This is a genomic window from Streptomyces sp. BE303 (genome assembly GCF_036290945.1).
Lineage (GTDB): Bacteria > Actinomycetota > Actinomycetes > Streptomycetales > Streptomycetaceae > Kitasatospora.
This window is the reverse complement of record NZ_JAQYWZ010000709.1, coordinates 178,525-200,500: the sequence shown is the minus strand read 5'-3', so window position 1 is coordinate 200,500 and position 21,976 is coordinate 178,525. Positions and strand designations below refer to the sequence as shown.

At 73.0% G+C, this 21,976-nt stretch carries 23 protein-coding genes and 1 riboswitch; of the genes, 2 read left to right on the top strand and 21 right to left on the bottom strand.

Translation table 11 applies throughout. The features are described from left to right. The 6 genes from PUR56_RS43510 to pyrR form a co-directional block, all read right to left on the bottom strand. Positions 1–168, bottom strand: a 168-nt coding sequence (locus PUR56_RS43510; protein ID WP_443034531.1) for a carbamoyl phosphate synthase preATP-grasp domain-containing protein, incomplete at its 3' end; no start/stop codon positions are given. Continuing rightward, positions 161–1,318 carry a glutamine-hydrolyzing carbamoyl-phosphate synthase small subunit gene (gene carA / locus PUR56_RS19410; protein ID WP_329882215.1) on the bottom strand — a complete coding sequence of 386 codons (1,158 nt, stop codon included), beginning with the start codon at positions 1,316–1,318 and terminating at the stop codon, positions 161–163. The genes carA and PUR56_RS43510, both read right to left, overlap by 8 nt. Beyond that, positions 1,315–1,878, bottom strand: a complete 564-nt coding sequence (locus PUR56_RS19405; protein ID WP_329882216.1) for a PH-like domain-containing protein — start codon at positions 1,876–1,878, stop codon at positions 1,315–1,317. The genes carA and PUR56_RS19405 overlap by 4 nt, the downstream gene beginning before the upstream one ends. Continuing rightward, positions 1,875–3,179, bottom strand: a complete 1,305-nt coding sequence (locus PUR56_RS19400; RefSeq protein ID WP_329882217.1) for a dihydroorotase — start codon at positions 3,177–3,179, stop codon at positions 1,875–1,877. The genes PUR56_RS19405 and PUR56_RS19400 overlap by 4 nt, the downstream gene beginning before the upstream one ends. Next, positions 3,176–4,153, bottom strand: a complete 978-nt coding sequence (locus PUR56_RS19395; RefSeq protein ID WP_329882218.1) for an aspartate carbamoyltransferase catalytic subunit — start codon at positions 4,151–4,153, stop codon at positions 3,176–3,178. The genes PUR56_RS19400 and PUR56_RS19395 overlap by 4 nt, the downstream gene beginning before the upstream one ends. Before the next feature lie 5 nt (positions 4,154–4,158). Then, on the bottom strand, positions 4,159–4,782 hold the full coding sequence (gene pyrR, locus PUR56_RS19390) for a bifunctional pyr operon transcriptional regulator/uracil phosphoribosyltransferase PyrR (RefSeq protein WP_329949855.1): 624 nt from the start codon (positions 4,780–4,782) through the stop codon (positions 4,159–4,161). Between the two features lie 328 nt (positions 4,783–5,110). Here pyrR and bldD point away from each other — a divergent pair, with 328 nt between their 5' ends. Next, positions 5,111–5,614 carry a transcriptional regulator BldD gene (bldD, locus tag PUR56_RS19385; RefSeq protein ID WP_045692870.1) on the top strand — a complete coding sequence of 168 codons (504 nt, stop codon included), beginning with the start codon at positions 5,111–5,113 and terminating at the stop codon, positions 5,612–5,614. Positions 5,615–5,815: 201 nt separating this feature from the next. Here bldD and PUR56_RS19380 read toward each other — a convergent pair whose 3' ends face one another. The 6 genes from PUR56_RS19380 to PUR56_RS19355 form a co-directional block, all read right to left on the bottom strand. Then, positions 5,816–6,775: a hypothetical protein gene (locus tag PUR56_RS19380; protein WP_329949854.1), complete on the bottom strand. Its 960-nt coding sequence runs from the start codon at positions 6,773–6,775 to the stop codon at positions 5,816–5,818. A 329-nt stretch (positions 6,776–7,104) separates the two neighbouring features. After that, the gene (locus tag PUR56_RS19375; protein ID WP_329882221.1) at positions 7,105–7,950 is read right to left on the bottom strand and encodes a thioesterase family protein; all 846 of its coding nucleotides are present in this window, start codon (positions 7,948–7,950) and stop codon (positions 7,105–7,107) included. Positions 7,951–8,110: 160 nt separating this feature from the next. Further along, the gene (gene nusB, locus PUR56_RS19370) at positions 8,111–8,548 is read right to left on the bottom strand and encodes a transcription antitermination factor NusB (protein ID WP_329882223.1); all 438 of its coding nucleotides are present in this window, start codon (positions 8,546–8,548) and stop codon (positions 8,111–8,113) included. 4 nt (positions 8,549–8,552) lie between these two features. Beyond that, positions 8,553–9,116: an elongation factor P gene (efp, locus tag PUR56_RS19365; RefSeq protein ID WP_329882225.1), complete on the bottom strand. Its 564-nt coding sequence runs from the start codon at positions 9,114–9,116 to the stop codon at positions 8,553–8,555. A gap of 55 nt (positions 9,117–9,171) precedes the next feature. Further along, entirely contained in the window at positions 9,172–10,278 is a 1,107-nt protein-coding gene (locus tag PUR56_RS19360) for a M24 family metallopeptidase (RefSeq protein ID WP_329949853.1), read from the bottom strand. Positions 10,279–10,397: 119 nt separating this feature from the next. Beyond that, positions 10,398–11,558 carry a HoxN/HupN/NixA family nickel/cobalt transporter gene (locus PUR56_RS19355; protein WP_329949860.1) on the bottom strand — a complete coding sequence of 387 codons (1,161 nt, stop codon included), beginning with the start codon at positions 11,556–11,558 and terminating at the stop codon, positions 10,398–10,400. 32 nt (positions 11,559–11,590) lie between these two features. Continuing rightward, positions 11,591–11,780, bottom strand: a riboswitch (cobalamin riboswitch). A gap of 81 nt (positions 11,781–11,861) precedes the next feature. On the opposite strand from PUR56_RS19355, the gene PUR56_RS19350 reads away from it, so the two are divergent. Beyond that, on the top strand, positions 11,862–12,281 hold the full coding sequence (locus PUR56_RS19350) for an ArsR/SmtB family transcription factor (RefSeq protein ID WP_329949852.1): 420 nt from the start codon (positions 11,862–11,864) through the stop codon (positions 12,279–12,281). A gap of 94 nt (positions 12,282–12,375) precedes the next feature. Here PUR56_RS19350 and PUR56_RS19345 read toward each other — a convergent pair whose 3' ends face one another. The 9 genes from PUR56_RS19345 to mltG (PUR56_RS19305) form a co-directional block, all read right to left on the bottom strand. Next, positions 12,376–13,185: an Fpg/Nei family DNA glycosylase gene (locus PUR56_RS19345; RefSeq protein ID WP_329949851.1), complete on the bottom strand. Its 810-nt coding sequence runs from the start codon at positions 13,183–13,185 to the stop codon at positions 12,376–12,378. 125 nt (positions 13,186–13,310) lie between these two features. Continuing rightward, on the bottom strand, positions 13,311–14,234 hold the full coding sequence (locus PUR56_RS19340) for an AAA family ATPase (RefSeq protein ID WP_443034530.1): 924 nt from the start codon (positions 14,232–14,234) through the stop codon (positions 13,311–13,313). A gap of 98 nt (positions 14,235–14,332) precedes the next feature. Next, positions 14,333–14,761 carry a type II 3-dehydroquinate dehydratase gene (gene aroQ, locus PUR56_RS19335; RefSeq protein WP_329882371.1) on the bottom strand — a complete coding sequence of 143 codons (429 nt, stop codon included), beginning with the start codon at positions 14,759–14,761 and terminating at the stop codon, positions 14,333–14,335. 8 nt (positions 14,762–14,769) lie between these two features. Then, positions 14,770–15,858, bottom strand: a complete 1,089-nt coding sequence (gene aroB, locus PUR56_RS19330; RefSeq protein WP_329882231.1) for a 3-dehydroquinate synthase — start codon at positions 15,856–15,858, stop codon at positions 14,770–14,772. Continuing rightward, a complete protein-coding gene (locus PUR56_RS19325) occupies positions 15,851–16,372 on the bottom strand; it encodes a shikimate kinase (protein ID WP_329882232.1) in 522 nt (173 codons plus the stop codon). Before PUR56_RS19325 ends, aroB begins: the two co-directional genes overlap by 8 nt. Continuing rightward, complete coding sequence (gene aroC / locus PUR56_RS19320) at positions 16,369–17,553, bottom strand: chorismate synthase (RefSeq protein WP_329882233.1); 1,185 nt, start codon at positions 17,551–17,553, stop codon at positions 16,369–16,371. Before aroC ends, PUR56_RS19325 begins: the two co-directional genes overlap by 4 nt. 164 nt (positions 17,554–17,717) lie before the next feature. Then, the gene (locus tag PUR56_RS19315) at positions 17,718–18,548 is read right to left on the bottom strand and encodes a shikimate dehydrogenase (protein WP_329949850.1); all 831 of its coding nucleotides are present in this window, start codon (positions 18,546–18,548) and stop codon (positions 17,718–17,720) included. A gap of 23 nt (positions 18,549–18,571) precedes the next feature. Next, positions 18,572–20,365 (bottom strand): endolytic transglycosylase MltG, encoded by a 1,794-nt coding sequence (gene mltG, locus PUR56_RS19310; RefSeq protein WP_329949849.1) that lies wholly within the window; start codon positions 20,363–20,365, stop codon positions 18,572–18,574. A 285-nt stretch (positions 20,366–20,650) separates the two neighbouring features. Continuing rightward, positions 20,651–21,892 (bottom strand): endolytic transglycosylase MltG, encoded by a 1,242-nt coding sequence (gene mltG / locus PUR56_RS19305; RefSeq protein WP_329949848.1) that lies wholly within the window; start codon positions 21,890–21,892, stop codon positions 20,651–20,653. Between the last annotated feature and the right edge of the window lie 84 nt (positions 21,893–21,976).

The window sequence follows — 21,976 nt, the reverse complement described above, 5'->3', positions numbered from 1 at the left end:
CGTCATGATCGTCGCCGGGTTCGAGTTCACCAGCACCACCCGCAGACCCTCGGCCCGCAACACCCGGCACGCCTGCGTACCCGAGTAGTCGAACTCCGCCGCCTGACCGATCACGATCGGGCCGGAACCGATCACCAGAACGGACTTGATGTCACTGCGCTTAGGCACGCTGGCCCTCCATGAGCTTCACGAAGCGGTCGAACAGGTAGGCGGCGTCGTGCGGACCCGCTGCCGCTTCAGGGTGGTACTGCACGCTGAAGGCGGGGACGTCCAGGGCCTGGAGGCCCTCGACCACGTCGTCGTTGAGGCAGACGTGGGAGACCTCGACGCGCCCGAAGGGGGTGTCGCTCACCTTGTCCAGCGGTGCGTTCACGGCGAAGCCGTGGTTGTGCGCCGTGACCTCGACCTTGCCGGTGGTGCGGTCCTGCACCGGCTGGTTGATGCCGCGGTGGCCGTACTTGAGCTTGTACGTGCCGAAGCCCAGCGCGCGGCCGAGGATCTGGTTGCCGAAGCAGATCCCGAAGAACGGGGTCCTGCGCTCCAGCACCGCCTGCGCCACGGCGACCTGGTGGTCGGCGGTGGCCGGGTCGCCCGGGCCGTTGGAGAAGAAGACGCCGTCGGGGTTGACGGCGTAGACGTCCTCGACGGTCGAGTTCGCCGGCAGCACGTGCACCTCGATGCCGCGCTCGGCCATCCGCTGCGGGGTCATCGCCTTGATGCCGAGGTCCAGCGCGGCGACGGTGAAGCGCTTCTCACCGATCGCCGGGACCACGTACGACTCGGTCGTGGCGACCTCGGCGCACAGGTCGGCGCCCTTCATCTCGGCCGAGGACTGCACCCGGCCGAGCAGCTCGGCCTGGTCGGCCAGCGCCTCGCCGGAGAAGATCCCGCAGCGCATGGCGCCGCGCTCGCGCAGGTGGCGGGTGAGCGCCCGGGTGTCGATGCCGCTGATGCCGACGACGCCCTGTCGGACGAGCTCCTCGTCGAGCGGGCGGAGCGAGCGCCAGTTGGACGCGACGCGGGCGGGGTCGCGGACGACGTACCCGGCGACCCAGATCTGCTTGGACTCGTCGTCCTCGTCGTTCCAGCCGGTGTTGCCGATCTGCGGGGCGGTCATCACGACCACCTGGCGGTGGTACGACGGGTCGGTGAGGGTCTCCTGGTAGCCGGACATGCCGGTGTTGAAGACCGCCTCGCCGAAGGTCTCGCCGGTCGCACCGTAGGCCTCGCCGCGGAAGGTCCGGCCGTCCTCCAGGACGAGCACGGCGGGAATACGCTCCCGCCGTTGGCGCTGCGTGGTGGGGGCAGGTGCGGTCATTGCGCGGCCTCTTCCGTCTTCGTGGTCGTACGTGTGGCAAATCGAGCGATCGCCTCGACCCAGGCGGCGTGCTCGTCGGGGTGGTCGAACCGGAACCCGGAGTCCAGCTCGGTGCCCTCGTGCGTCCAGGAGACGACGAGGAGTCCGGACGGGACGACCTTGCCGGCTATCCCGGAGTCCGTACGGGCACCGGTCAGGTGGTCGGCGGGGATCCAGAAGTCGACGTCGCCGGGGCGCTGCACCAGCAGGCCGTTCGCGCCGAGGGTCAGGTCGGCGCGGCTGCGGGTGCCCAGGCCGTGCGCGACGACCCGGTCGAGCCAGTTCCCGGCGGTGGTGCTGCCGTGGTACCGGCCGCTGGTCTCCAGGATGGTCCGGCCGGCGCGCTCCGGCACGGCGGGCAGCGGCGGGATGCCGGACTGCAGCGTGCGGCGCCAGTTCCAGCCCTGGCGCATCAGCCAGTAGACGAGGCTGATCACCAGGAGCAGACCGATCGCCCAGCCGATGTAGCCGGGCCAGTTGGTGACCCTGGCCTGTTCCTGGGCCAGCAGGGCGGAGGTCACGCGAGCCCGCCCTGCTCGACCAGCTCGCCGGCCAGCACGGTCGCGGTGCCGCGCAGGAAGGTGGCGTGCACCCGTCCGGGCAGGTCGAGGCCCCGGTAGGGCGTGTTCCGGGAGCGGGTGGCGAAGCTGTCGGGATTCACGGCACCACGGTACGCGGGATCGAAGAGCACCAGGTTGGCGGGCTCACCCACCGAGATCGGCCGGCCGTGCCCGGCCAGACGGCCGATCCGGGCCGGGCGGTGCGACATCCGGTCGGCGACGCCCTCCCAGTTCAGCAGGCCGGTCTCGACCATGGTCTGCTGGACGACCGACAGCGCGGTCTCCAGGCCGACCATGCCCATCGCGGCCACGGCCCACTCGCAGTCCTTGTCCTCGGACGGGTGCGGCGCGTGGTCGGTGGCGACGGCGTCGATGGTGCCGTCGGCGAGCGCCTTGCGCAGCGCCTGGACGTCCTCGGCGGTGCGCAGCGGCGGGTTGACCTTGTACACCGGGTCGTAGGAGCGGACCAGCTCGTCGGTGAGCAGCAGGTGGTGCGGGGTCACCTCGGCGGTGACGTCCCAGCCCTTGGCCTTCGCCCAGCGGACGATCTCGACCGAGCCGGCGGTGGAGACGTGGCAGACGTGCAGCCGGGAGCCGACGTGCGCGGCGAGCAGCACGTCGCGGGCGATGATCGCCTCCTCGGCGACGGCGGGCCAGCCGCCCAGGCCGAGCTCGCCGGAGACCTGGCCCTCGTTCATCTGGGCGCCCTCGGTCAGGCGCGGCTCCTGGGCGTGCTGGGCGACGACGCCGTCGAAGGCCTTCACGTACTCCAGGGCGCGGCGCATGATCACGGCGTCGTCGACGCACTTGCCGTCGTCGGAGAAGACCCGGACACCGGCCGCGGAGTCGTGCATCGCGCCGAGCTCGGCGAGCTTCTTGCCCTCCAGGCCGACGGTGACGGCGCCGACCGGCTGCACGTCGCAGTAGCCGGACTCCTGGCCGAGCCGCCAGACCTGCTCGACCACGCCGGCGGTGTCGGCCACCGGGAAGGTGTTGGCCATGGCGTGGACGGCGGTGAAGCCGCCCTTGGCGGCGGCCTGGGTGCCGGTGAGGACGGTCTCGGCGTCCTCGCGGCCGGGCTCCCGCAGGTGGGTGTGCAGATCGACAAGGCCGGGCAGGACGATCAGCCCGCCGGCGTCGATCTCGATGTCGACCTCGGCGTCGAGGCCGGTGCCGATCGCCTGGACGATGCCGTCGGCGAGGTGGAGGTCCTGCGGGGCACCGCCGAGGATCTGGGCGTTGCGGATCAGGTAGGTGGTCACTGAGCAGTCTCCACGGAGTCGGTGCGGGGGGCGTCGTTGAGGGTGGCTCCGCCGAGCAGCAGGTAGAGCACGGCCATCCGGATGGAGACGCCGTTGGCGACCTGCTCGACGACGGTGCAGCGCGGCGAGTCGGCGACCTCGGCGGTGATCTCCATGCCGCGGACCATCGGGCCGGGGTGCATGACGATGGCGTGCCCGGGCAGCTGGGCCATCCGGGCTCCGTTGAGGCCGTAGCGGCGGCTGTACTCGCGCTCGGTCGGGAAGAAGGCGGCGTTCATCCGCTCGCGCTGCACCCGGAGCATCATCACGGCGTCCGACTTGGGGAGCACGCTCTCCAGGTCGTAGCTGACCTCGCAGGGCCAGTTCTCGATGCCGATCGGCAGCAGCGTCGGCGGGGCGACGAAGGTGACGTGGGCGCCGAGCGTGGTCAGCAGGTGCACGTTGGAGCGGGCGACCCGGCTGTGCAGGATGTCGCCGACGATGGTCACCCGGCGGCCCGCGAGGTCGTGGCCGTGGCCCGGGTTGAGGTGGCGGCGCATGGTGAACGCGTCGAGCAGCGCCTGGGTGGGGTGCTCGTGGGTGCCGTCACCGGCGTTGATCACGCTGCCGTGCAGCCAGTCGGACTGGGCGAGGCGGGCCGGCGCGCCGGAGGCGTGGTGCCGGATGACGACCGCGTCGGCGCCCATGGCCTGCAGGGTGAGCGCGGTGTCCTTGAGGCTCTCGCCCTTGGAGACGGACGAGCCCTTGGCGGAGAAGTTGATGACGTCGGCGGAGAGCCGCTTCTCGGCGGCCTCGAAGGAGGTCTTGGTCCGGGTCGAGTCCTCGAAGAAGAGGTTGACGACCGTCCGGCCGCGGAGCGTGGGCAGCTTCTTGACGGCCCGACCGGAGAGCTGGGCCAGCTCCTCGGCGGTGTCCAGAATGAGCAGCGCGTCGTCGCGGGTGAGATCGGCGGCGGAGACGAGGTGGCGCTTCACGCGGGCTACTCCGGGAGGTGCGGTGCGGACGGCTGGGCGGCCAGGGCCTGCGAGGAGCGGGCCGCGAAGTCGCGGTCCCCGACCAGGACGGCGTCCACGCCGTCGCGGTCGGCGAGCCGCACCTGGACGGCCTCGCGCAGCGAGGTGGGCAGGTTCTTGCCCACGTAGTCGGCGCGGATCGGCAGCTCGCGGTGGCCGCGGTCGACCAGGACGGCGAGCTGGACGGCGCGCGGCCGGCCGATGTCGTTGAGCGCGTCGAGCGCGGCCCGGATGGTGCGGCCGGAGAAGAGCACGTCGTCGACGAGGATGACGAGTCTGCCGTCGATGCCGCCGGGCGGGATCTCGGTGTGCTCCAGGGCGCGGGCGGGCTTCAGCCGCAGGTCGTCCCGGTACATGGTGATGTCCAGGGTGCCGAGCGGGATGTCGCGTCCGGTGATCTGGGCCAGCCGGGTGTGCAGGCGCTTGGCGAGGTGGACGCCCCTGGTGTGGATGCCGAGCAGCACGACGTCCTCGGCGCCCTTGGCGCGTTCGACGATCTCGTGCGCTATCCGGGTGACGACCCGGGCGATGTCCGTGCCGTCCAGCACCTGGTGCGGCGGTCGCGGAGCGGTCTCGTGGTGTGCGGTCATGCCGAAGCGGACCTCCTTCCCCGCCTCACGGGACGGGTCTTAAAGGATGTCTGGAAGGGCCCCGCCGACGCGGCGTGGCCTCGGTTCATCGTATCAGCGCGGCCGCCGGCTAACCGACGTCCATCATTCCGCTTCTCCGGGTTCACGCGCCGGACGCACGGCTGATGCGGGCCATTCGCACGACTGCCCCATTCGGCTTGACGCAACTACCTCACTCTACGTAACCTCACAGTGAGTTACGAGATGGGCGTCGAACCTACCGGTAGCGACGCCGGCAATCGCCCGTGACCCACCACTGAACGCGAAGCAATCTCGTCCGGGGAGATCAATGTCCAGCGACTACGCGAAGCAGCTCGGAGGCAAGCTCCGAGCCATCCGCACTCAGCAGGGGCTCTCCCTGCACGGTGTCGAGGAGAAGTCCCAGGGGCGCTGGAAGGCAGTCGTCGTCGGCTCGTACGAGCGCGGCGACCGTGCGGTCACCGTGCAGCGGCTGGCCGAACTGGCGGAGTTCTACGGGGTCCCGGTGCAGGAGCTGCTGCCCGGCGGGACGCCCGGCGGTGCGGCGGAGCCGCCGCCGCGCCTGGTCCTCGACCTGGAGAGACTGACCCAGGTCCCGTCCGAAAAGGCCGGTCCGCTGCAGCGTTACGCGGCGACCATCCAGAGCCAGCGCGGCGACTACAACGGCAAGGTGCTGTCGATCCGCCAGGACGATCTGCGCACCCTCGCCGTGATCTACGACCAGTCGCCGTCGATCCTCACCGAGCAGCTGATCTCCTGGGGTGTGCTCAACCCCGACGCGCGCCGCGCGGTGCGCGAGGAGGAGGCGGGCTGAGGCTGGCCGCACCGTCTCCCGCCGCCGCGGGAGACCGGAAGTACCCGAAGCAGCGGCCGGGTCAGTACCCAGCAGAAACGTCACGGCGCGGCTCCCCTTCCGGGAGCCGCGCCGCGGCGCGTCCTCGGCGACGCCGCACCGGCCGCCCCGGCTTCCGCCCCACCGGCCCGCCGCCCCCCGGCGGGCCGCTCGGCGGACCGCTCAGCAGACCGTCTCCAGCCGGTAGCCCGGCTCCGCGGCCACCCCGTCCAGCCGGACCGGGCCGCCCGCCGGCGCCCACACCCGGCCCTCGCTCGCCCAGGCCCAGGCCGTCGGCCGGTACTCCCCGCAGGACGCCGCAGAGCCCTGCGCGCCGTGCAGCACCGCCAGGGCCGGCAGCTCGCGGGCCAGCCCCGTGCAGAGCACCGCGCAGAGCAGCTCCAGGTCCTCGTCGTTGATCCGCACCACACCGTCCTCCCACTGGAGGACCCGGGCCGCCGCGGTGAGCCGTCCGCCCGGCGCGTCCACCGCGAGGCGCAGCTCGTAGACCCCGCTGCCGGCGCCGAGCAGCATCCGGCGGAACACCTCGGCGCCGCGCTCGTAGGCCGCCTGCACCGCCTCGTCGCGCTCCCCGTACAGCCCGCCGTCGAGCAGGAGGTCGGCATGGCGCAGCGTCAGCCCGTTCTCCCGGGCCCGGACCAGCCGGGGGACGTAGTCGCCGACCAGCTCCTCACCCTGGTAGGCCAGGAGCTGGGTCTGCAGCGGCGGGTTGACGAGGTACCGGTCGCGGGCGGCCGGCTCGGCCGGGTCGAGCCCGTGCAGCAGACAGAAGTCGGCGAAGTCCTGCGGGTGGAACATCCGGGCCCGGACGGTGTCGAAGCGGCGCCGGGCCTCGGCGAGCAGTTCGGCGGTCTCGTGCAGGTACTGCTCGTGGTCCGGGGCGTCGGAGAGCTGCCAGGCGCGGGCCCGCTCGAAGTCGGCCGCGCTGGCCAGCACGCCGATGACGAAGGCCTGGCCGCCGTTGTCGGCCCGGTGCCGGTCGCGTCCCTCGATCCGCTCGTGCCCCTCGGTCCGCTCCGCCCGGTCCGCCCGCTCGGCCCGCTCGTACCGGGAGCGCGCCCGCGGCCGGGGACCGGCGGCGGTGCAGTCGGGGGTGCGGCGGGCGCGGCCGTTGCGGCTCATCGGGACTCCTCGGGCGGGCGGGCGGCGGTCGGGTCGGCGGCGGGGGTCGCCGCCGACCGTTGTCCTCCCCAACCCCGCGTGGCGCACACGTACGGCGTGTCACAGGACTGTAACCGAGGGTGAATCGGGTGTTTGGAGTCACGCACGGTTGTGCGGACGGGCCGTCACGCCCCGCGCATCCGGCTCACGCGCCGTCGCTCGGTCACGCCTCGTACTGGCCCGATCACTCCGAGCTCAGGAGAACCGGCGCACTCGACCGGCCTCGCGCCGGCCTGCCCACTCCGCACGCCGGGCGCTCCGACACGACCGCGCGCCCGTCCCGTACAGCCTCACGCCTGGCGCGGCACCCGGGCCAACTGGCGGGACTGCGCGACCAGTCGGCCGGCCTCGTCCCAGACCTCGGCGTCCTCCTCGAAGTACCCGCCGGCCAGGTTCCGGGTGGCGTGCACGACCCGCAGCCACCCCGGAACGGGCTTGGCCCGCAGGTGCACGGTCAGTTCGACGGTCGGCGCCCAGCCCGGCATGCCGAGGTCGAAGGTGACCGGCGGCAGCGCGTCGGCGACCAGCAGGAGGAGCAGCGGGTCGGGCTCGCGCCCGTCGGCGAGCCGGAACCATCCCTGGATCCGCCCCTCCCCCGACGGCTGACCGAGCGCCCAGCCGATGGTGGACGGGTCGAGCCGCATGTCGAACCGCTCCAACAGGGCGGCCTGCGCGATGAGTTCCTTGGGCGCGTGCTCGACGCCGACGCACTGGTCCGGCGGCGGCAGCTGGGGCGGCCGGGCGCTGGTGCGCACCTCGCCCTCGACCGCGGCGAGGTCGCCGTGGGTGGCGATCACCCGCAGCCGCTCGACGCCGTCCTGGCTGAGCGAGGCGGTGCCGGTGGAGAGCGAGCGGCCGGTGCGGATCACCTCGGTCCGGACGGTGGCCGGGCCGGGCGTGGAGGCGGAGAGGTAGTAACCGCTGATCGAGACCGGGTCGGCGTGGTCGGCGCTCTCCGGGCGGGAGCCGTGCTCCAGCGCGAGCGCGTGGCCGGCCACCGCGAGAAGCAGTCCGCCGTTGACGCCGCCGCCGATCTGCCAGCCGGCGCCGAGTTCGCCGTCGTACCGGCCGGACTCGTCCGGATGCGGGGTCAGCGCGATGCCCTGGTCGAACTCGCTGCGGATCGCCGTGGTCATGGGGGTGGCCTGCCCTTCGCTGCGGGGTCGCCGACGGGCGTGGGCCGCCGGCGCACCGGGTTACTGGCGAGTAGGGCACCAACATACGCCACCACGGGAGAACGCACGACGGCCGTCGGACCGTTCCCGGTCCGACGGCCGTCGGTGACGTGGGGAGCCGCTACCGGCGGATGCCGGGCTTCAGCTCCATGAAGCGGGCGAGCAGGCCGTTGACGAAGGCCGGGGAGTCGTCCGTGGAGAACTCCTTGGCGATCTCGACCGCCTCGTCCAGGACGACCGCGTCAGGGACGCCGTCCTCCCAGATCAGCTCGTACGCGCCGAGCCGCAGGACGTTGCGGTCCACGATCGGCATCCGGTCGAGCGTCCAGCCGACCGAGTACTGCGAGATCAGCTCGTCGATGCGGCGGGCGTACTGGACGTAGCCCTCGACCAGCTCCATCGTGTACTCGCCCACCTGCGGGGTGCCCTCGTCCGGCTTGGGCTCCCGGGCCCGGGCCACCCAGTCGGCGAGGACCGTCAGCGGGTCGACCCCACGGTGGTCGGCCTCGAACAGGATCTGGAAGGCTCGCGTGCGGGCCTTGGTGCGTGCGGACGACACGGACTTACTTCACCCGGCCGAGGTAGCTGCCGTCGCGGGTGTCGACCTTGATCTTCTCGCCGGTGACGATGAAGAGCGGGACGGCGATCTCGGCGCCGGTCTCCAGCGTGGCCGGCTTGGAGCCACCGGTGGAGCGGTCGCCCTGCACGCCCGGCTCGGTGTGCGAGATGAGCAGCTCGACCGAGGCCGGCAGCTCGATGTACAGGGGGGCGCCCTCGTACATGGCGACCAGGGCCTCGAAGCCCTCCAGCAGGTACTTGGAGGCGTCGCCGACGACGGCCGGCTCGACCGGGATCTGGTCGTAGGTGTCCGTGTCCATGAACACGAAGTTCTCGCCGTCCTTGTACGAGAACTGCATGCCGCGCTTGTCGACGTTGGCGGTCTCGACCTTGGTACCGGCGTTGAAGGTCTTGTCGACGACCTTGCCCGTCAGGACCTCCTTGAGCTTGGTGCGCACGAAGGCCGGGCCCTTGCCGGGCTTGACGTGCTGGAACTCGACGACGGACCAGAGCTTGCCGCCCTCCAGCTTGAGGACCATGCCGTTCTTGAGATCGTTCGTGGAAGCCACGGGCGCACTTACTCCTGGATATAGCTGTCAAGGAACCAAGGGGTTGCGTCCTGGGTCACAGGGCGAGGAGCTCCTTGGTGGTGATGGTGAGCAGCTCGGGCCCGCCCTCCTCAAGGGGGCGCACCACGAGCGTGTCCTCGATCCGGACGCCTCCCCGGCCCGGGAGGTGGACTCCTGGACCGACGGTGACCGGCACGCGGCTGTCCAGTTTACCCATGTCCGAGGGACCGAGGCGCGGCGCCTCCCGGATCTCCAGACCGATGCCGTGACCGACCGGGCGCGGAGAGGTCTCGGTGTGCCCCGCCGCCTTGAGGATCTCCCGCACGGCCCGGTCGGGCACACACTGCTCGACGCCCGGTCCGAGCGCCTCCCGGCCGGCCCGCTGGGCGCGGAACACCAGCCGGTGCAGCTCCACCTGCCAGGGCGCGGGGGCCGCTCCGATCACGAAGGTCCGGGCCGTCGACACCCCGTACCCGCGGTACCGCGCGCCGAGCACCACGGTCAGGAAGTCGCCCTCCTCCACCCTCCGGTCGGTGGGCTGGTGCGCCTGCTGGCCCGAGTGGCTGCCGGTGCCGACCGAGACCGGGAAGGCCGCCCGGTCCGCGCCGTGGTCGATCATCCGGCGTTCGAGCTCCATCGCCAGGTGCCGCTCGGTCCGGCCGACCAGGATCGACTCCAGCAGCTCGCCGAGCGCCTGGTCGGCGATCTCGGCCGCGATCCGCAGGTCGGCGATCTCGTGCTCGTCCTTCACCACCCGCAGCCGCTCCACCGCCTGGCCCAGGTCACCGAGCCGCGCCCCCTCGGCCAGACCCGCCACCGCCCGGTGCCGGGCGACGGTCAGGTCGTGCTCCTCGACCGCCAGCCGTCCCACCCGCAGCCCCGCCACGGAGGCGGCGGCGGCCAGCGCGGTGTCGGCGCCCGCCGCGACCGGCACCTGGGTGACGTCCGGGGCGATCAGGTGCTCCCCCGTGTCGTCCGGCGGCAGGTCGTCCGGCAGTGTCAGCAGCACCTGATCCCGGGTGAGCAGCAGCGTCGCGCCGCACGGCGGGCACCCGGTCAGGTACCGCACGTTCGCCGCCCTGGTGATCAGCGCCGCGTCGGCCCCGGTCGCACTGCAGTGCTCCCGCAACCGCTCCCGCCGGCCCGCGTACGCATCAGACATGGGTCGAGCGTACGAACCCGCACCCCGATCCGCCCGCCGAACGCCCCCACCCGGGCACGCGGGCGGCGCCCGCCGGACCCGTGGAGGGGTCCGGCGGGCGCCGTCCGGTCCCGCGTCGGCTACGAGCCGTCGCCGGCCGGCTCGACGACCGGTCCGGCGGCCGGCACCGGCCGGACCGCCTGCGGGCTCCACTTCCGCTCGACACCCGCCAGCCGCCAGTACGCGATGGCCGCGGCCCAGACCACCACGAACAGCGCGACGATCGCGTAGCCGACGTTGTCCAGCGAGATCTCCGCGACCCAGCCGCTCACCGGGTCGGTGAGGTCGAGCTTCTCGTGCAGCACCCCGACCAGCTCGATCGTCCCGATGATGAACGCCACCGCGATCGACAGCCCGGTGATGGTCAGGTTGTAGTACACCTTCCGCACCGGGTTGGAGAACGCCCACTGGTAGGCGAAGTTCATGAACGTGCCGTCCAGCGTGTCGAACAGGCTCATCCCGGCCGCGAACAGCAGCGGCAGGCAGATGATCGCGTACCAGGGCAGGCCGGAGGCGGCGCCGGAGCCGGCCATCACCATCAGCGACACCTCGGTCGCGGTGTCGAAGCCCAGGCCCAGCACCATGCCGACCGGGAACATCTGCCCCGGCCGGGTGATCGAACGGGTCGCCCGGTTGAGCACCCGGGCCAGGAGGCCCCGCGCGTTCAGGTGCTCCTCCAGCTCGGCCTCGTCGTACCGCCCGGCGCGCATCGAGCGGAACACCTTGAGGATGCCGAACAGCGCGGCCAGGTTGAGCGCGCCGATCAGGTAGAGGAAGACGCCGGAGGCCGAGGTGCCGACCACGCCCAGCCACTGGTGGGTGGTGGACTCGTCGTCCATCAGCGTGCCGGCGAGCTGGGCGCCGCCCGCGACCAGGGCCGCCATCAGCACGACCATCGAGGAGTGCCCGAGGGCGAACCAGAAGCCCACCGAGACCGGCCGCTTGCCGTCCGCCATGAGCTTGCGGGTGGTGTTGTCGATCACCGCGATGTGGTCGGCGTCGAAGGCGTGCCGCATACCGAGGGTGTAGGCGGTGATGCCCAGGCCCACCCCGAAGACCTGGGTTCCGACCTCGTACTTCTCCGGCGCGACCAGGAAGATCAGGGTGCCGAAGGCCACCACGTGCATGGCCAGGATCACGCCCATCAGGCCGGCCGTGCGGAGGGTGTCCGCCCGTCTCCAGCGGAAGGTCGGCAGGGCGGCGGACACTGCGGGATCGGCGGCGGTCTCGGGCAGGGTCATCGTGGGATCACGCTCCAGCACCTCGTGGAAATACCTCGTGAGATGCCGTGGCCGGTCTCCTGGCTTACGGGCTTCCGTACCCGCCTTCCCAGGTGCGCGAGGCACCCAGTGGCGTCGTGGGCACGGACGACTCCCCCGATCACAGTGGCGAGGGCCGCTCCGGACTGGGACCTCTGGGGTCCTCCACCGGTCTTCCCGAGCACCACGGCGGGGATCAACGTAGAGGTCCCCGAACACCCGTGCAAGGCTGCGCACCTGCGCAGGTGTCAAGGATCACAGGTCGCCGGCTGCAAGAATGCGGGCATGCATCTCGTACCGGCCGACCGCGCGGGCCATCGCACCATCGACGGACACCGGGTCTGCGAGGCGATCGCGGCGATCGGCGACACCGGCCACGTCCGCGCCTGGGCCGAGCGGTTCTCCCTGCTCGCCGACCCCGGGCGGCTCTCCCTGCTGCTCGCCCTGCACCGGGCCGGTCCCCTGGCCGTCAGCGACCTGGCGGTCGCCACCGGCATGCGCGACCCGGCCGTCTCGCAGGCACTGCGCCTGCTGCGCACCGCCGCCGTGGTGGCCGGGGAGAAGGACGGACGTGTGGTGCGCTACCGGCTTGTGGACGAGGCCATGCGCCCCCTGCTCGACGAGTGCGCCGGTGACGAGCACGTCGAGTTCCCCGACCAGCCGGCCGACGGGGTGGAGCCCGGGAGCGCCGCCGCGGCCGGCTGACCGACCGGCCGGGCAGGGGGGCGACCCCGGGTCGGCACCCCGGTCGGCTGCCGGGCGGCTCCGCCCCGGAGCCCCCGTCAGCTGCCCGGAACGGCTACGCCCGCTGGCAGGACGGGCACCAGAAGAGGTTCCGCGCCGCGTGCTCCTCGGTCCGGACGTCGGTGCCGCAGACCAGACACGGCATCGCGGCCCGCCGGTACACGTAGACCTCGCCGCCGTGGTCGTCCACGCGCGGCGGGCGGCCCATCGCCTCCGGGGTGTGCTCCGGCCGGACGGTGTCGATCCGGCCCGCGCCGACACCCTCGTGCATCAGCGCGACCAGGTCCGTCCAGATCGCGTCCCACTCGGCGCGGCGAAGGTCGCGGCCGGCCCGGTGCGGGTCGATGCCGTGCCGGAACAGCACCTCGGCGCGGTAGACGTTGCCGACCCCCGCCAGCACCTTCTGGTCCATCAGCAGCGCCGCGACCGTCGTCCGGCTGCCGGATATCCGCCGCCAGGCGAGCTCCGGATCGGCATCGCCCCGCAGGGGGTCGGGGCCGAGCCGGGCGGCGACGGCCGCCTTCTCCGCACCGGTGATCAGCGCGCAGGTGTTGGGGCCGCGGAGGTCGGCGAAGTGGTCGTCGTTCTCCAGGCGCAGCCGGACCAGGCCGACCGGCACCGGAGCGGGCCCGTCGCCGAAGGTGAAGCCGCCGTACAGCCCGAGGTGGACGTGCACCCACGCGTCGTCCGCGAAGCCGAGGAACAGGTGCTTCCCGGTGGCCTCCGCCGCGACCAGCTCCTGGCCGTCGATCAGCGCGGCGCTGTCGGTGAACCGGCCCTGCGGGCTGCTGGCGCGGACCGGACGGCCGCCGAAGGCCCGGTGGTTCTCGGCGGCGAGACGGTGGATGATGTGGCCTTCCGGCACGGGCGCGGCTCCCCCCGGTGGTTCGATCAGGACCCGTCCATCATCGCAGTCGGCACCGACAGGCCGGCCGCGACGACGGAGGGCCGCACGGTCGGAGGGCCGCACGGACCGGCCGGACGGGCCGCTCAGCGCACCGGGATGCCCAGCAGCCGGGCCAGGATCACCCGGTCCAGCTCGGCGGCGGTCGCCGCGACGTCCAGGTGGGAGTTGTCGATGATCGGCAGCCCGGAGTTGTACCAGCCGGCCATCCGGCCGTGGATCCGTGCCACCTCCTCGTCCCCGAGCCGCCGGTTGCCGCCCCGCCGGGCGTTGCGGCTGAGCACCGAGTCCAGGCTGGGCAGCAGCACCACCGGGATCATGCCGGGTCCGATGTGCCGCTTCCAGCCGCCGAGGCCGATCGCCGGGCGGTCGGGGAAGACCGCGTCGTCGATGATGCAGGAGATGCCGTTGGCGAGGTAGTTGCGGCAGGCGAAGCCGCACGTCCGGCGGGCCAGCCGGTACTGCGCCTCGGAGGCGTTGTTCCAGCCGGACTGCGGGTTGGCGAAGCCGGACTGCACCCACTCGCGGACGTCGTCGAGGCTGATGTGCGCGGTCGGGCTGGGGCGCCGCTCGGCCCAGTGCCGCGCGACGGTGGTCTTGCCCGCCCCGGCAGGGCCGATCAGCAGGACCGCGATCGGGCCGGAGGGCGCGTGCGGCTGCGGCGGGTGCGCCGGGAGCTGGACGGGCGAGCCGGAGGGCAGCAGGAAGTGCCCGGTGGCGCCGGCCGGTACCGGGGACGGGGCGGGGGCCAGCCGCACGGGCGGCGGACCTGGGGGTCCCGGGGCGGGCACGGAGGCCGGGCCGGGCGCGGGCGGCACCGGGGGCGGACCGGCCGGCGGGCCCGTGGGCGGCCCGGGCCGGACCACCGGCACCGGTACGGTCGGCGGCCCCGACAGGGAGTCCTGCGAGGACGCGGACGCGACCGGCCCGGCGGCGCTACCGGGACCCGGCGGGACCGGCGGAGCGACGGGACGTGGGGGGAGCCCGCCATCCCCGGTGTACTGCGTCACGGTCACCTCCCGACTTCTTTTCAGCGGGGACACTACACGGCGGCCCGGCAGCTGACACAGTCCGCCGCCGGGCCGCCGACACGCGCGCCGTCCGCCCGTCAGCCCGTGGTGAGCTGCTCGGCGAGCGCGCGCAGGGCCAGCTCGTACGAGCCGAGCCCGAATCCGGCGATCGTGCCGGACGCCACCGCGGCGATCACCGAGGTGTGCCGGAAGGTCTCCCGGGCGTACGGGTTGGAGATGTGCACCTCGATCAGCGGCGCGGTCCGCTGCGCGGCGGCGTCCCGCATCGCGTACGAGTAGTGGGTGAACGCGCCAGGGTTGATCACCACCGGGACCCGGCCGTCGGCCGCCTCGTGCAGCCACTCGACCATCTGCTGCTCGGAGTTGGTCTCGTGCACCTCGACCTCGAAGCCCAGCTCCGTGCCGAGCGCGGTGCAGCGCTCGACCAGCCCGGTGTACGAGGTGGAGCCGTAGACGTCCGGCTCCCGGCTGCCGAGCCGCCCGAGGTTGGGGCCGTTGAGCACCATGACCCTGGTCACGAGGAGACCTCCGCGTAGGCCGCGACCAGCAGGGACGGGTCGGGGCCCTCCAGCACGGAGGTCTTGCCGAGGCCGTCCAGCACGATGAACCGGATCAGGTCGCCGCGGGACTTCTTGTCGATCTTCATCGCGTCCAGCAGCTTCGGCCAGGCGTCCGCGCGGTAGCTGAGCGGCAGACCGACCGAGGCCAGCACGCTGCGGTGCCGGTCGGCGGTCTCGTCGTCCAGCCGCCCGGCCAGCCGGCCCAGTTCGGCGGCGAACACCATGCCGATCGAGATCGCGGCGCCGTGCCGCCACTTGTACCGCTCGTTGCGCTCGATGGCGTGACCGAGGGTGTGCCCGTAGTTGAGGATCTCCCGCCGGCCGGACTCCTTGAGGTCGCCGGAGACCACGTCGGCCTTGACCTGGATGGCGCGCCGGATCAGCTCGACGGTGTGCGGCCCGGCGGGCGTCCTGGCGCCCTCCGGGTCGGCCTCGATCAGGTCGAGGATGGCCGGGTCGGCGATGAAGCCGCACTTGACGACCTCGGCGAGGCCGGACACGTAGTCGTGCTTCGGAACCGTCTCCAGGGTGCCGAGGTCGGCCAGCACGCCCACCGGCGGGTGGAAGGAGCCGACCATGTTCTTGCCCTCGGCGATGTTGATGCCGGTCTTGCCGCCGACCGCCGCGTCGACCATGCCGAGCAGCGTGGTGGGCATCGAGATCCAGCGGACCCCGCGCAGCCAGGTGGCGGCGACGAAGCCGGCCAGGTCGGTGGTGGCACCGCCGCCGAGGCCGACGACGACGTCGCTGCGGGTGAAGCCGGTCTGGCCGAGCACCGACCAGCAGTAGGCGGCGACCTCGGCGCTCTTGGCCTCCTCGGCGTTGGGCACCTGGAGGGCGATCGCCTCGTAGCCCTCACCGAGCAGGTCCTCCCGGACCGCCTCGGCGGTGGCCTCCAGCGCCTCCGGGTGGATGATCGCCACCCGCCGGGCCCGGCCGCCGATCAACGGCGCCAGCTCGCCGAGCAACTGGTGCCCGATCAGCACGTCGTACGGGTCGTGGCCGGCACTGCCGCCGACGTGGATCGTGACGATGTCAGTCATGGGGGGTCTTCAGCTCCAGTGCTTCCAGTACGGCGTCCGCGACCTGCCCGGGGGTGCGGCCGGCGGTGTCGACGACGGCGGTGGCCACCTCCAGGTAGAGGGGACGACGGGCCTCCATCAGCTCGCGCCAGCGGGCCCGCGGGTTGACGGCCAGCAGCGGGCGGGGGGCGTCGAGGCCGACCCGCTTGACCGCGTCGGCCAGCGGGACCTCCAGGAAGACCACCGGCAGCCCGCGCAGCAGGTCTCGGGTGGCGTCCGCCATCACCGCGCCGCCGCCGAGCGCGAGCACGCCGCCGTGGGTCGCGGCGGCGGCCCGCACGGCCGCCGCCTCCAGCGCGCGGAAGTGCGGCTCGCCCTCGTCGATGAAGATGTCGGGGATGGGCTTGCCCGCCTGTGCCTCGACGTCCGCGTCGGTGTCCCGGAACCCGACGCCGAGCCGCTCGGCGACGGTCTGCCCGACGGTGGACTTGCCACTGCCGGGCGGCCCGACCAGCACCACGACGGGTGCGGTCATCGGACGACCAGGTGGTCGAGGTAGCTCCGCACGTTGCGGCGGGTCTCCGACACGTGGTCACCGCCGAACTTCTCGCTCACCGCGTCGGCCAGCACCAGGGCGACCATCGCCTCCGCGACGATGCCGGCGGCCGGCACGGCGCAGACGTCGGAACGCTGGTGGTGCGCCTTGGCCGGCTCGCCGGTCCGCACGTCGATGGTGCGCAGCGCGCGCGGAACGGTCGCGATCGGCTTCATCGCGGCGCGCACCCGCAGCAGCTCGCCGGTGGAGAGGCCGCCCTCGGTGCCACCGGAACGCCCGGAGGTGCGCCGGGCGCCCTCGGGGGTCGGGACGATCTCGTCGTGCGCCTGGGAGCCGGGCACCCGGGCCAGGTCGAAGCCGTCGCCGACCTCGACGCCCTTGATCGCCTGGATGCCCATCAGCGCGGCGGCCAGACGGGCGTCCAGCCGGCGGTCCCAGTGCACGTGGGAGCCGAGGCCGACCGGCACGCCGTAGGCGAGGACCTCGACCACACCGCCGAGGGTGTCGCCGTCCTTGTGGGCCTGGTCGATCTCGGCGACCATCGCCTCGGAGGCGTCGGGGTCCAGGCAGCGGACCGGGTCCGCGTCCAGCCTCGCCTCGTCGGACGGCAGCGGCAGCACACCGGCCGGGGCCTTGGCGGCCGCCAGCTCGACCACGTGGCTGACGATCTCGATGCCGCAGGTCTCCTTGAGGAACGCGCGGGCGACGGCGCCGAGCGCGACCCGGGCGGCCGTCTCACGGGCGCTGGCGCGCTCCAGGATCGGGCGGGCCTCGTCGAGCGAGTACTTCTGCATGCCGGCCAGGTCGGCGTGGCCGGGGCGGGGGCGGGTGAGCGCCTCGTTGCGGCCGAGACCGGCCAGCACCTCGGGGTCGACCGGGTCGGCCGACATGACCTGCTCCCACTTCGGCCACTCGGTGTTGCCGACCATGATCGCCACCGGGCTGCCCATGGTCTCGCCGTGCCGGACGCCGCCGAGGAAGGTCACCTCGTCCTGCTCGAACTTCATCCGTGCGCCGCGGCCGTAGCCGAGCCGGCGACGCGCCAGCGCGTCGGCCACCACGGCCGTGGTGACCGGTACACCGGCGGGCAGGCCCTCCAGCGTCGCGACGAGTGCGGGGCCGTGCGACTCCCCCGCCGTCAGCCAGCGCAACGTACCCAACGGAGCTCCTTCATCAGCGGACCGGCCGCGCAGCCGCGACCCGCCCGGGCGTGCATGCCTTCTCCCCCGAATCCTTTCATGCCGCGGGACCACCCGGACGCACGGTCCGGGTGACGGACAGCGACCGGCCGAACGGCGGACGGGACGACCGGGGGAGGTCGGGCTCAGCGCCCGGCGAGCGCCGCCTCGCCCGCCGCGCGGACCGCCGCCAGCGGGCCGGGCACCCGCCCGGTGAAGAGCTCGTCCTGCAGCACCGCCTGGTGCACCAGCAGGTCCAGCCCGCCCAGCACGGTCGACCCGCGCTCCGCGCAGACCGCCGCCAGCTTCGTCGGCCACGGGTGGTAGAGCACGTCGAACAGCGCGCCCGGCTCGGCCGGCAGCGCGTCGGCGAAGCCGTCGGTGGCCCCGGCCGGCGTGGTGGAGACGGTCAGCGGTTCGGCCAGCGCCTCCGCACCGCGCGCCCAGTCGGCGGTCCGGACGACGACGCCGAGCCGCTCCCCCAGCTCCGCCATCTCCCGGGCCCGCTCGGGGCTGCGCACGTAGACGGTCACCTCGCGGGTGCCGATCAGGGCCAGCGCCGCCAGCGCGGAGGAGGCGGTGGCTCCGGCGCCGAGCACGGCCGCCGAGGGGACGTCGGTGACGCCGCGCTCGCGCAGTGCGTTGACCAGCCCGGGGATGTCGGTGTTGTCACCGGTCCGCCGCCCGTCGGCGGTGAACACCACGGTGTTCACCGCCTCGACCGCGCGGGCGGCGTCGCTGATCCCGTCGAGCAGCGGGATGACCGCGCGCTTGAGCGGCATCGTGAGCGAGAAGCCCGCCCACTGGGCCTCGTCCAGCCCGTCGAGGAAGGCGGGCAGGCCCTCCTCGTCGACCTCGAAGCGGTCGTAGCGCCAGCCGTCCAGCCCGAGCGCCGCGAAGGCCGCCCGGTGCAGGTCCGGCGAGAGCGAGTGGGCGATCGGCGAGCCGAGGACGGCGGCCCGGTGCTTGCTGGTCACGCTGGTGTCTCCCTGAGCAGCTGTCACTTCGTCGTGCAGTGGACGGCCACCTTGTCGAACTTCTGGCCGTTCGCCTTGCAGTACTGCTCGACGTTGGTCGCGTGCTCGGTGTCCGTGTCCGCGAACAGGGTCAGCTCCGGCGACATCGCGATGAAGTACAGCCACTTGCCGTCCGCCGGGTTCAGCGTCGCCTTGAGCGCGGCGTCGCCCGGGTTGGAGATCGGCCCGGGCGGCAGGCCCGGATTGTAGTAGGTGTTGTACTTGTTGGACGCGTCGTTGATGTCCTTCTTGTCGAGCACCTTGCGGCCCAGCGCGTACTGCAGCGTGGTGTCCATGCCGAGCTTGCCGTCGATCTTGCCCTTGTCGGCCAGCCGGTTCTGGATGGTCCGGGCCATCTTGGCGAAGTCCTGCGGGTTGTTGCCCTCGGCCTGGAGGATGCTCGCCTCGATGACCACCTCGTAGCCGTTCTTGAGGCCGATCTTGGGGGCCTCCGCGTCCAGGCTCGCATAGCGCTCGACGGCGTTCTTGACCATCTGCTTGAGCAGGTCCTCGGGCTTCATGCCCTCGGAGATCGAGTAGCGGGCCGGCCAGAGGAAGCCCTCGATGTTGCCGTTGGCGTACGCGGGCAGGCCGAGGCTGCCGACCTGGGCCTTGGCGACCTCGGCCGTGGTGCCCTTGGCCAGCTTCAGCTTGTCGTCGATCTTCACGAAGGTGGCGGTGGACGTCAGCCCCTCCTGGACGATCAGCTTCTCGCCGCCGTTCGCGTCCACGAGGGCCGCGACCGCGGCCTCGGCGGACATCTCGCGGGGGAGGGTGTAGGTGCCGTACTGGATGGTGGTGCACTTGGGGTTCTTCTCGCACGCCTTGCTGAAGGCGTCGACGCTCTTGACCACGCCGGCCGCCTTCAGCGCGGCGCCCATCTGGGCCCCCACGGCGCCCTGCTTGATCTCGACCGTCGTCGAGCCGGAACCCTGGCCGACGAAGTCCGGCGGCGGGCCGAAGTGGTCCTGGTAGAAGCCGTAGCCCCACCAGCCGGCGCCGCCCACGGCACCGACCAGCACCAGGGCGACCACCAGGCAGGCGCCGCCGTTGCGGCGCCCCGACTTCTTGCCCTTCTCCTTGCGCTTCTTCTTGGCCTCGCGGGACTGGTCCTGGTCGCCGAGGAACCCGTCCTGCTCGTCGGGCGCTTCGCCGGCGTCCTCGGAGTACTCCTCCTCGTGGCCGTCCCACTCGTCCTCGGCGTGCTCGGGGCCGGTCTCCGGCCCGTCGGCGCCGGCCTCCAGCGCGGCGGCCTCGGCCTCCCAGTCGATGCCGTCCGGGCCCGGGCCCGAGGGCTGCGCGGCGGCGGGCGCCTTCTGCTGCCGCGGTCCGGCCTGCGGGGCCCCGGCCTGCTGGGGTACGGGCTGCTGCGGTACGGGCTGCTGCGGCGTGCCCTGCGGCATCTGCTGCTGCGGGTAACCCTGCTGGCCGCCGGCGAACTGCTGCTGGCCCTGCCCCTGCGGCGGGTAGCCCTGCTGCTGACCCTGCTGCGAGTAGCCCTGCTGCTGATTCTGCTGCGGGTAACCCTGCTGCTGGTGCCCCTGCTGCTGACCCGGCTGGGGGTAACCCTGCTGCCCCATGCCCTGCTGGCCCGCGCCGGGCTGCATCTGCTGCTGCGGGTACCCCTGTTCACCGCCGCCGTACTGCGCCTGCTGGGAGTGCTGCTGCCACTGCCCGTCCTGCTGGCCGGGGACCGGCTGCTGACCGCCGTACCCGGGATCGTCCGGATTCCACGGCTCGGAGCCCTGGGGGCCGTAGCCCCGACCCAGATCGGTCATTGATCCCCTTATACCGACGGAGACGACCGGAGGATCGGCCCGGCCGTCCGGGACGGTGTCCCGGCTGATTCTCGAACCGGCGTGCTAGCGCAACACCTGGACGGAGACGCTACCGTACCGCAGACCGTCTCCCGGCCGAGCCGTCGGCCGTCGAAGGGGCCCTCCGTACGCGGCCGGTGGACCTCGGGGGAACGACCGCCGCGCCGGTCCGGCGGACCTTCACCGGACCGGCGCCGCACCACCCCCGAACCGTCACCTCACCCCCGCGGGGCAGGGACGACACCGTCAGTGCCCGGCCTCCCCGGACGGCGCCGACGCACCGGCCGACGCCGAGGAGGACTCGGACGCCGTGGCCGTCGGGCTCGCCGACACCCGGGTGGCGTTGAACTCCGCCACGTTCTTCTGCTGCACCTCGAAGCTGTCGGTGAACCGGGTGTCCCCGGGCTTCACCGTGACGAAGTAGAGCCAGTCCCCCGCCGTCGGGTCGACCGCCGCCATGATCGCCTGCCGCCCCGGGTTGGAGATCGGCGTCGGCGGCAGCCCGGCGTGCCGGTAGGTGTTGTACGGCGAGTCGAGCCGGGTGTCCGTGACGCTGGTGTTCAGCGTCGACCGCCCGAGCGCGTAGTTGATCGTCGAGTCCAGCTGGAGCGGCATGTTCTTCGCCAGCCGGTTGTAGATGACCCGGGAGACCTTGCCCATGTCCTCGGCGTTGTCGGCCTCGCCCTGGATCATGCTGGCGATGGTCACCAGCCCGTACAGGCTCTGGCCGAGGTTCTGCGCGACGACCTCCGCGTCGTCCCGGGCGAACTCCTTGCCGGCCCGCTCGACCATCTGCTGGAGCAGGTCGACCGCGTCGGTGCCCTCGGTGACGCTGTACGTCGCGGGGAAGAGGTACCCCTCGGGGCTGCCGTTGGTGAACTCCGGCAGGCCCAGTTCGGCGGCCTGCTCCTGCGCGGCCTTCTCGGTGCTGCCCTCGGGCAGCTGGAGCTTCCGGTCGATCGCCGCGTAGATCTGGCTGCCGCGCCACCCCTCGGGGATGGTCAGGCCGTTGGCGTTGGCCGGGTCGACCAGCACGGCGAGCGCGGCAGCCGCCGACATCTTCTGCCGGAGCGTGTAGGTGCCGGGCTGGATGCGCCCGGCGGCGGCGGCGCTGCCCTTGGCCGCCCGGGTGAAGGCGGTCGAGCTGGCGACGACGCCGTTGCGCACCAGCGCCGAGGCGATCTGGCTCAGCCCGGCGCCCTCCGGCACCGAGACCTGGACGGAACCGGATCCCGCGCCCGCGTAGTCCGCGGCGACCGACGGCTTGCGCTGCCCCTGGATCCAGCTGAACCCGGCCAGCCCGGCCCCGCCGAACACCGCGATCAGCGAGAGCGCGGTCAGCAGGCAGGCCAGCCCGTTGCGCCGGCGGTGCGGGTCCGGCGCGTCAGGTCTCGGGCGGGGCGCGCCCGGCGGGCGGCCCTCCGGTTCGAGCACCGGCGCACCGAGGTGGCCGGGGGTGAGTCCGGGCGTGAAGTCCAGGTCGGTCACTGCGCCCCCTCGGCGGGCCCGCGCGGAAAGCGCACGACGGCAACGGCAGAGGGGCCCGTGCGGACGCGTCCGCACGGGCCCCTC

Bases quoted from the DNA above. Each gene is read 5' to 3' on its own strand.
- PUR56_RS19375 (WP_329882221.1), bottom strand. From the start codon at position 7,950: ATGACCACGGCGATCCGCAGCGAGTTCGACCAGGGCATCGCGCTGACC.
- carA (WP_329882215.1), bottom strand. From the start codon at position 1,318: ATGACCGCACCTGCCCCCACCACGCAGCGCCAACGGCGGGAGCGTATT.
- bldD (WP_045692870.1), top strand. From the start codon at position 5,111: ATGTCCAGCGACTACGCGAAGCAGCTCGGAGGCAAGCTCCGAGCCATC.
- mltG (WP_329949849.1), bottom strand. From the start codon at position 20,365: ATGACCGATCTGGGTCGGGGCTACGGCCCCCAGGGCTCCGAGCCGTGG.
- PUR56_RS19355 (WP_329949860.1), bottom strand. From the start codon at position 11,558: ATGACCCTGCCCGAGACCGCCGCCGATCCCGCAGTGTCCGCCGCCCTG.
- PUR56_RS19380 (WP_329949854.1), bottom strand. From the start codon at position 6,775: ATGAGCCGCAACGGCCGCGCCCGCCGCACCCCCGACTGCACCGCCGCC.
- PUR56_RS19325 (WP_329882232.1), bottom strand. From the start codon at position 16,372: ATGACCGCACCCGTCGTGGTGCTGGTCGGGCCGCCCGGCAGTGGCAAG.
- aroQ (WP_329882371.1), bottom strand. From the start codon at position 14,761: ATGGTGCTCAACGGCCCCAACCTCGGGCGGCTCGGCAGCCGGGAGCCG.
- pyrR (WP_329949855.1), bottom strand. From the start codon at position 4,782: ATGACCGCACACCACGAGACCGCTCCGCGACCGCCGCACCAGGTGCTG.
- PUR56_RS19360 (WP_329949853.1), bottom strand. From the start codon at position 10,278: ATGTCTGATGCGTACGCGGGCCGGCGGGAGCGGTTGCGGGAGCACTGC.
- PUR56_RS19350 (WP_329949852.1), top strand. From the start codon at position 11,862: ATGCATCTCGTACCGGCCGACCGCGCGGGCCATCGCACCATCGACGGA.
- aroB (WP_329882231.1), bottom strand. From the start codon at position 15,858: ATGACTGACATCGTCACGATCCACGTCGGCGGCAGTGCCGGCCACGAC.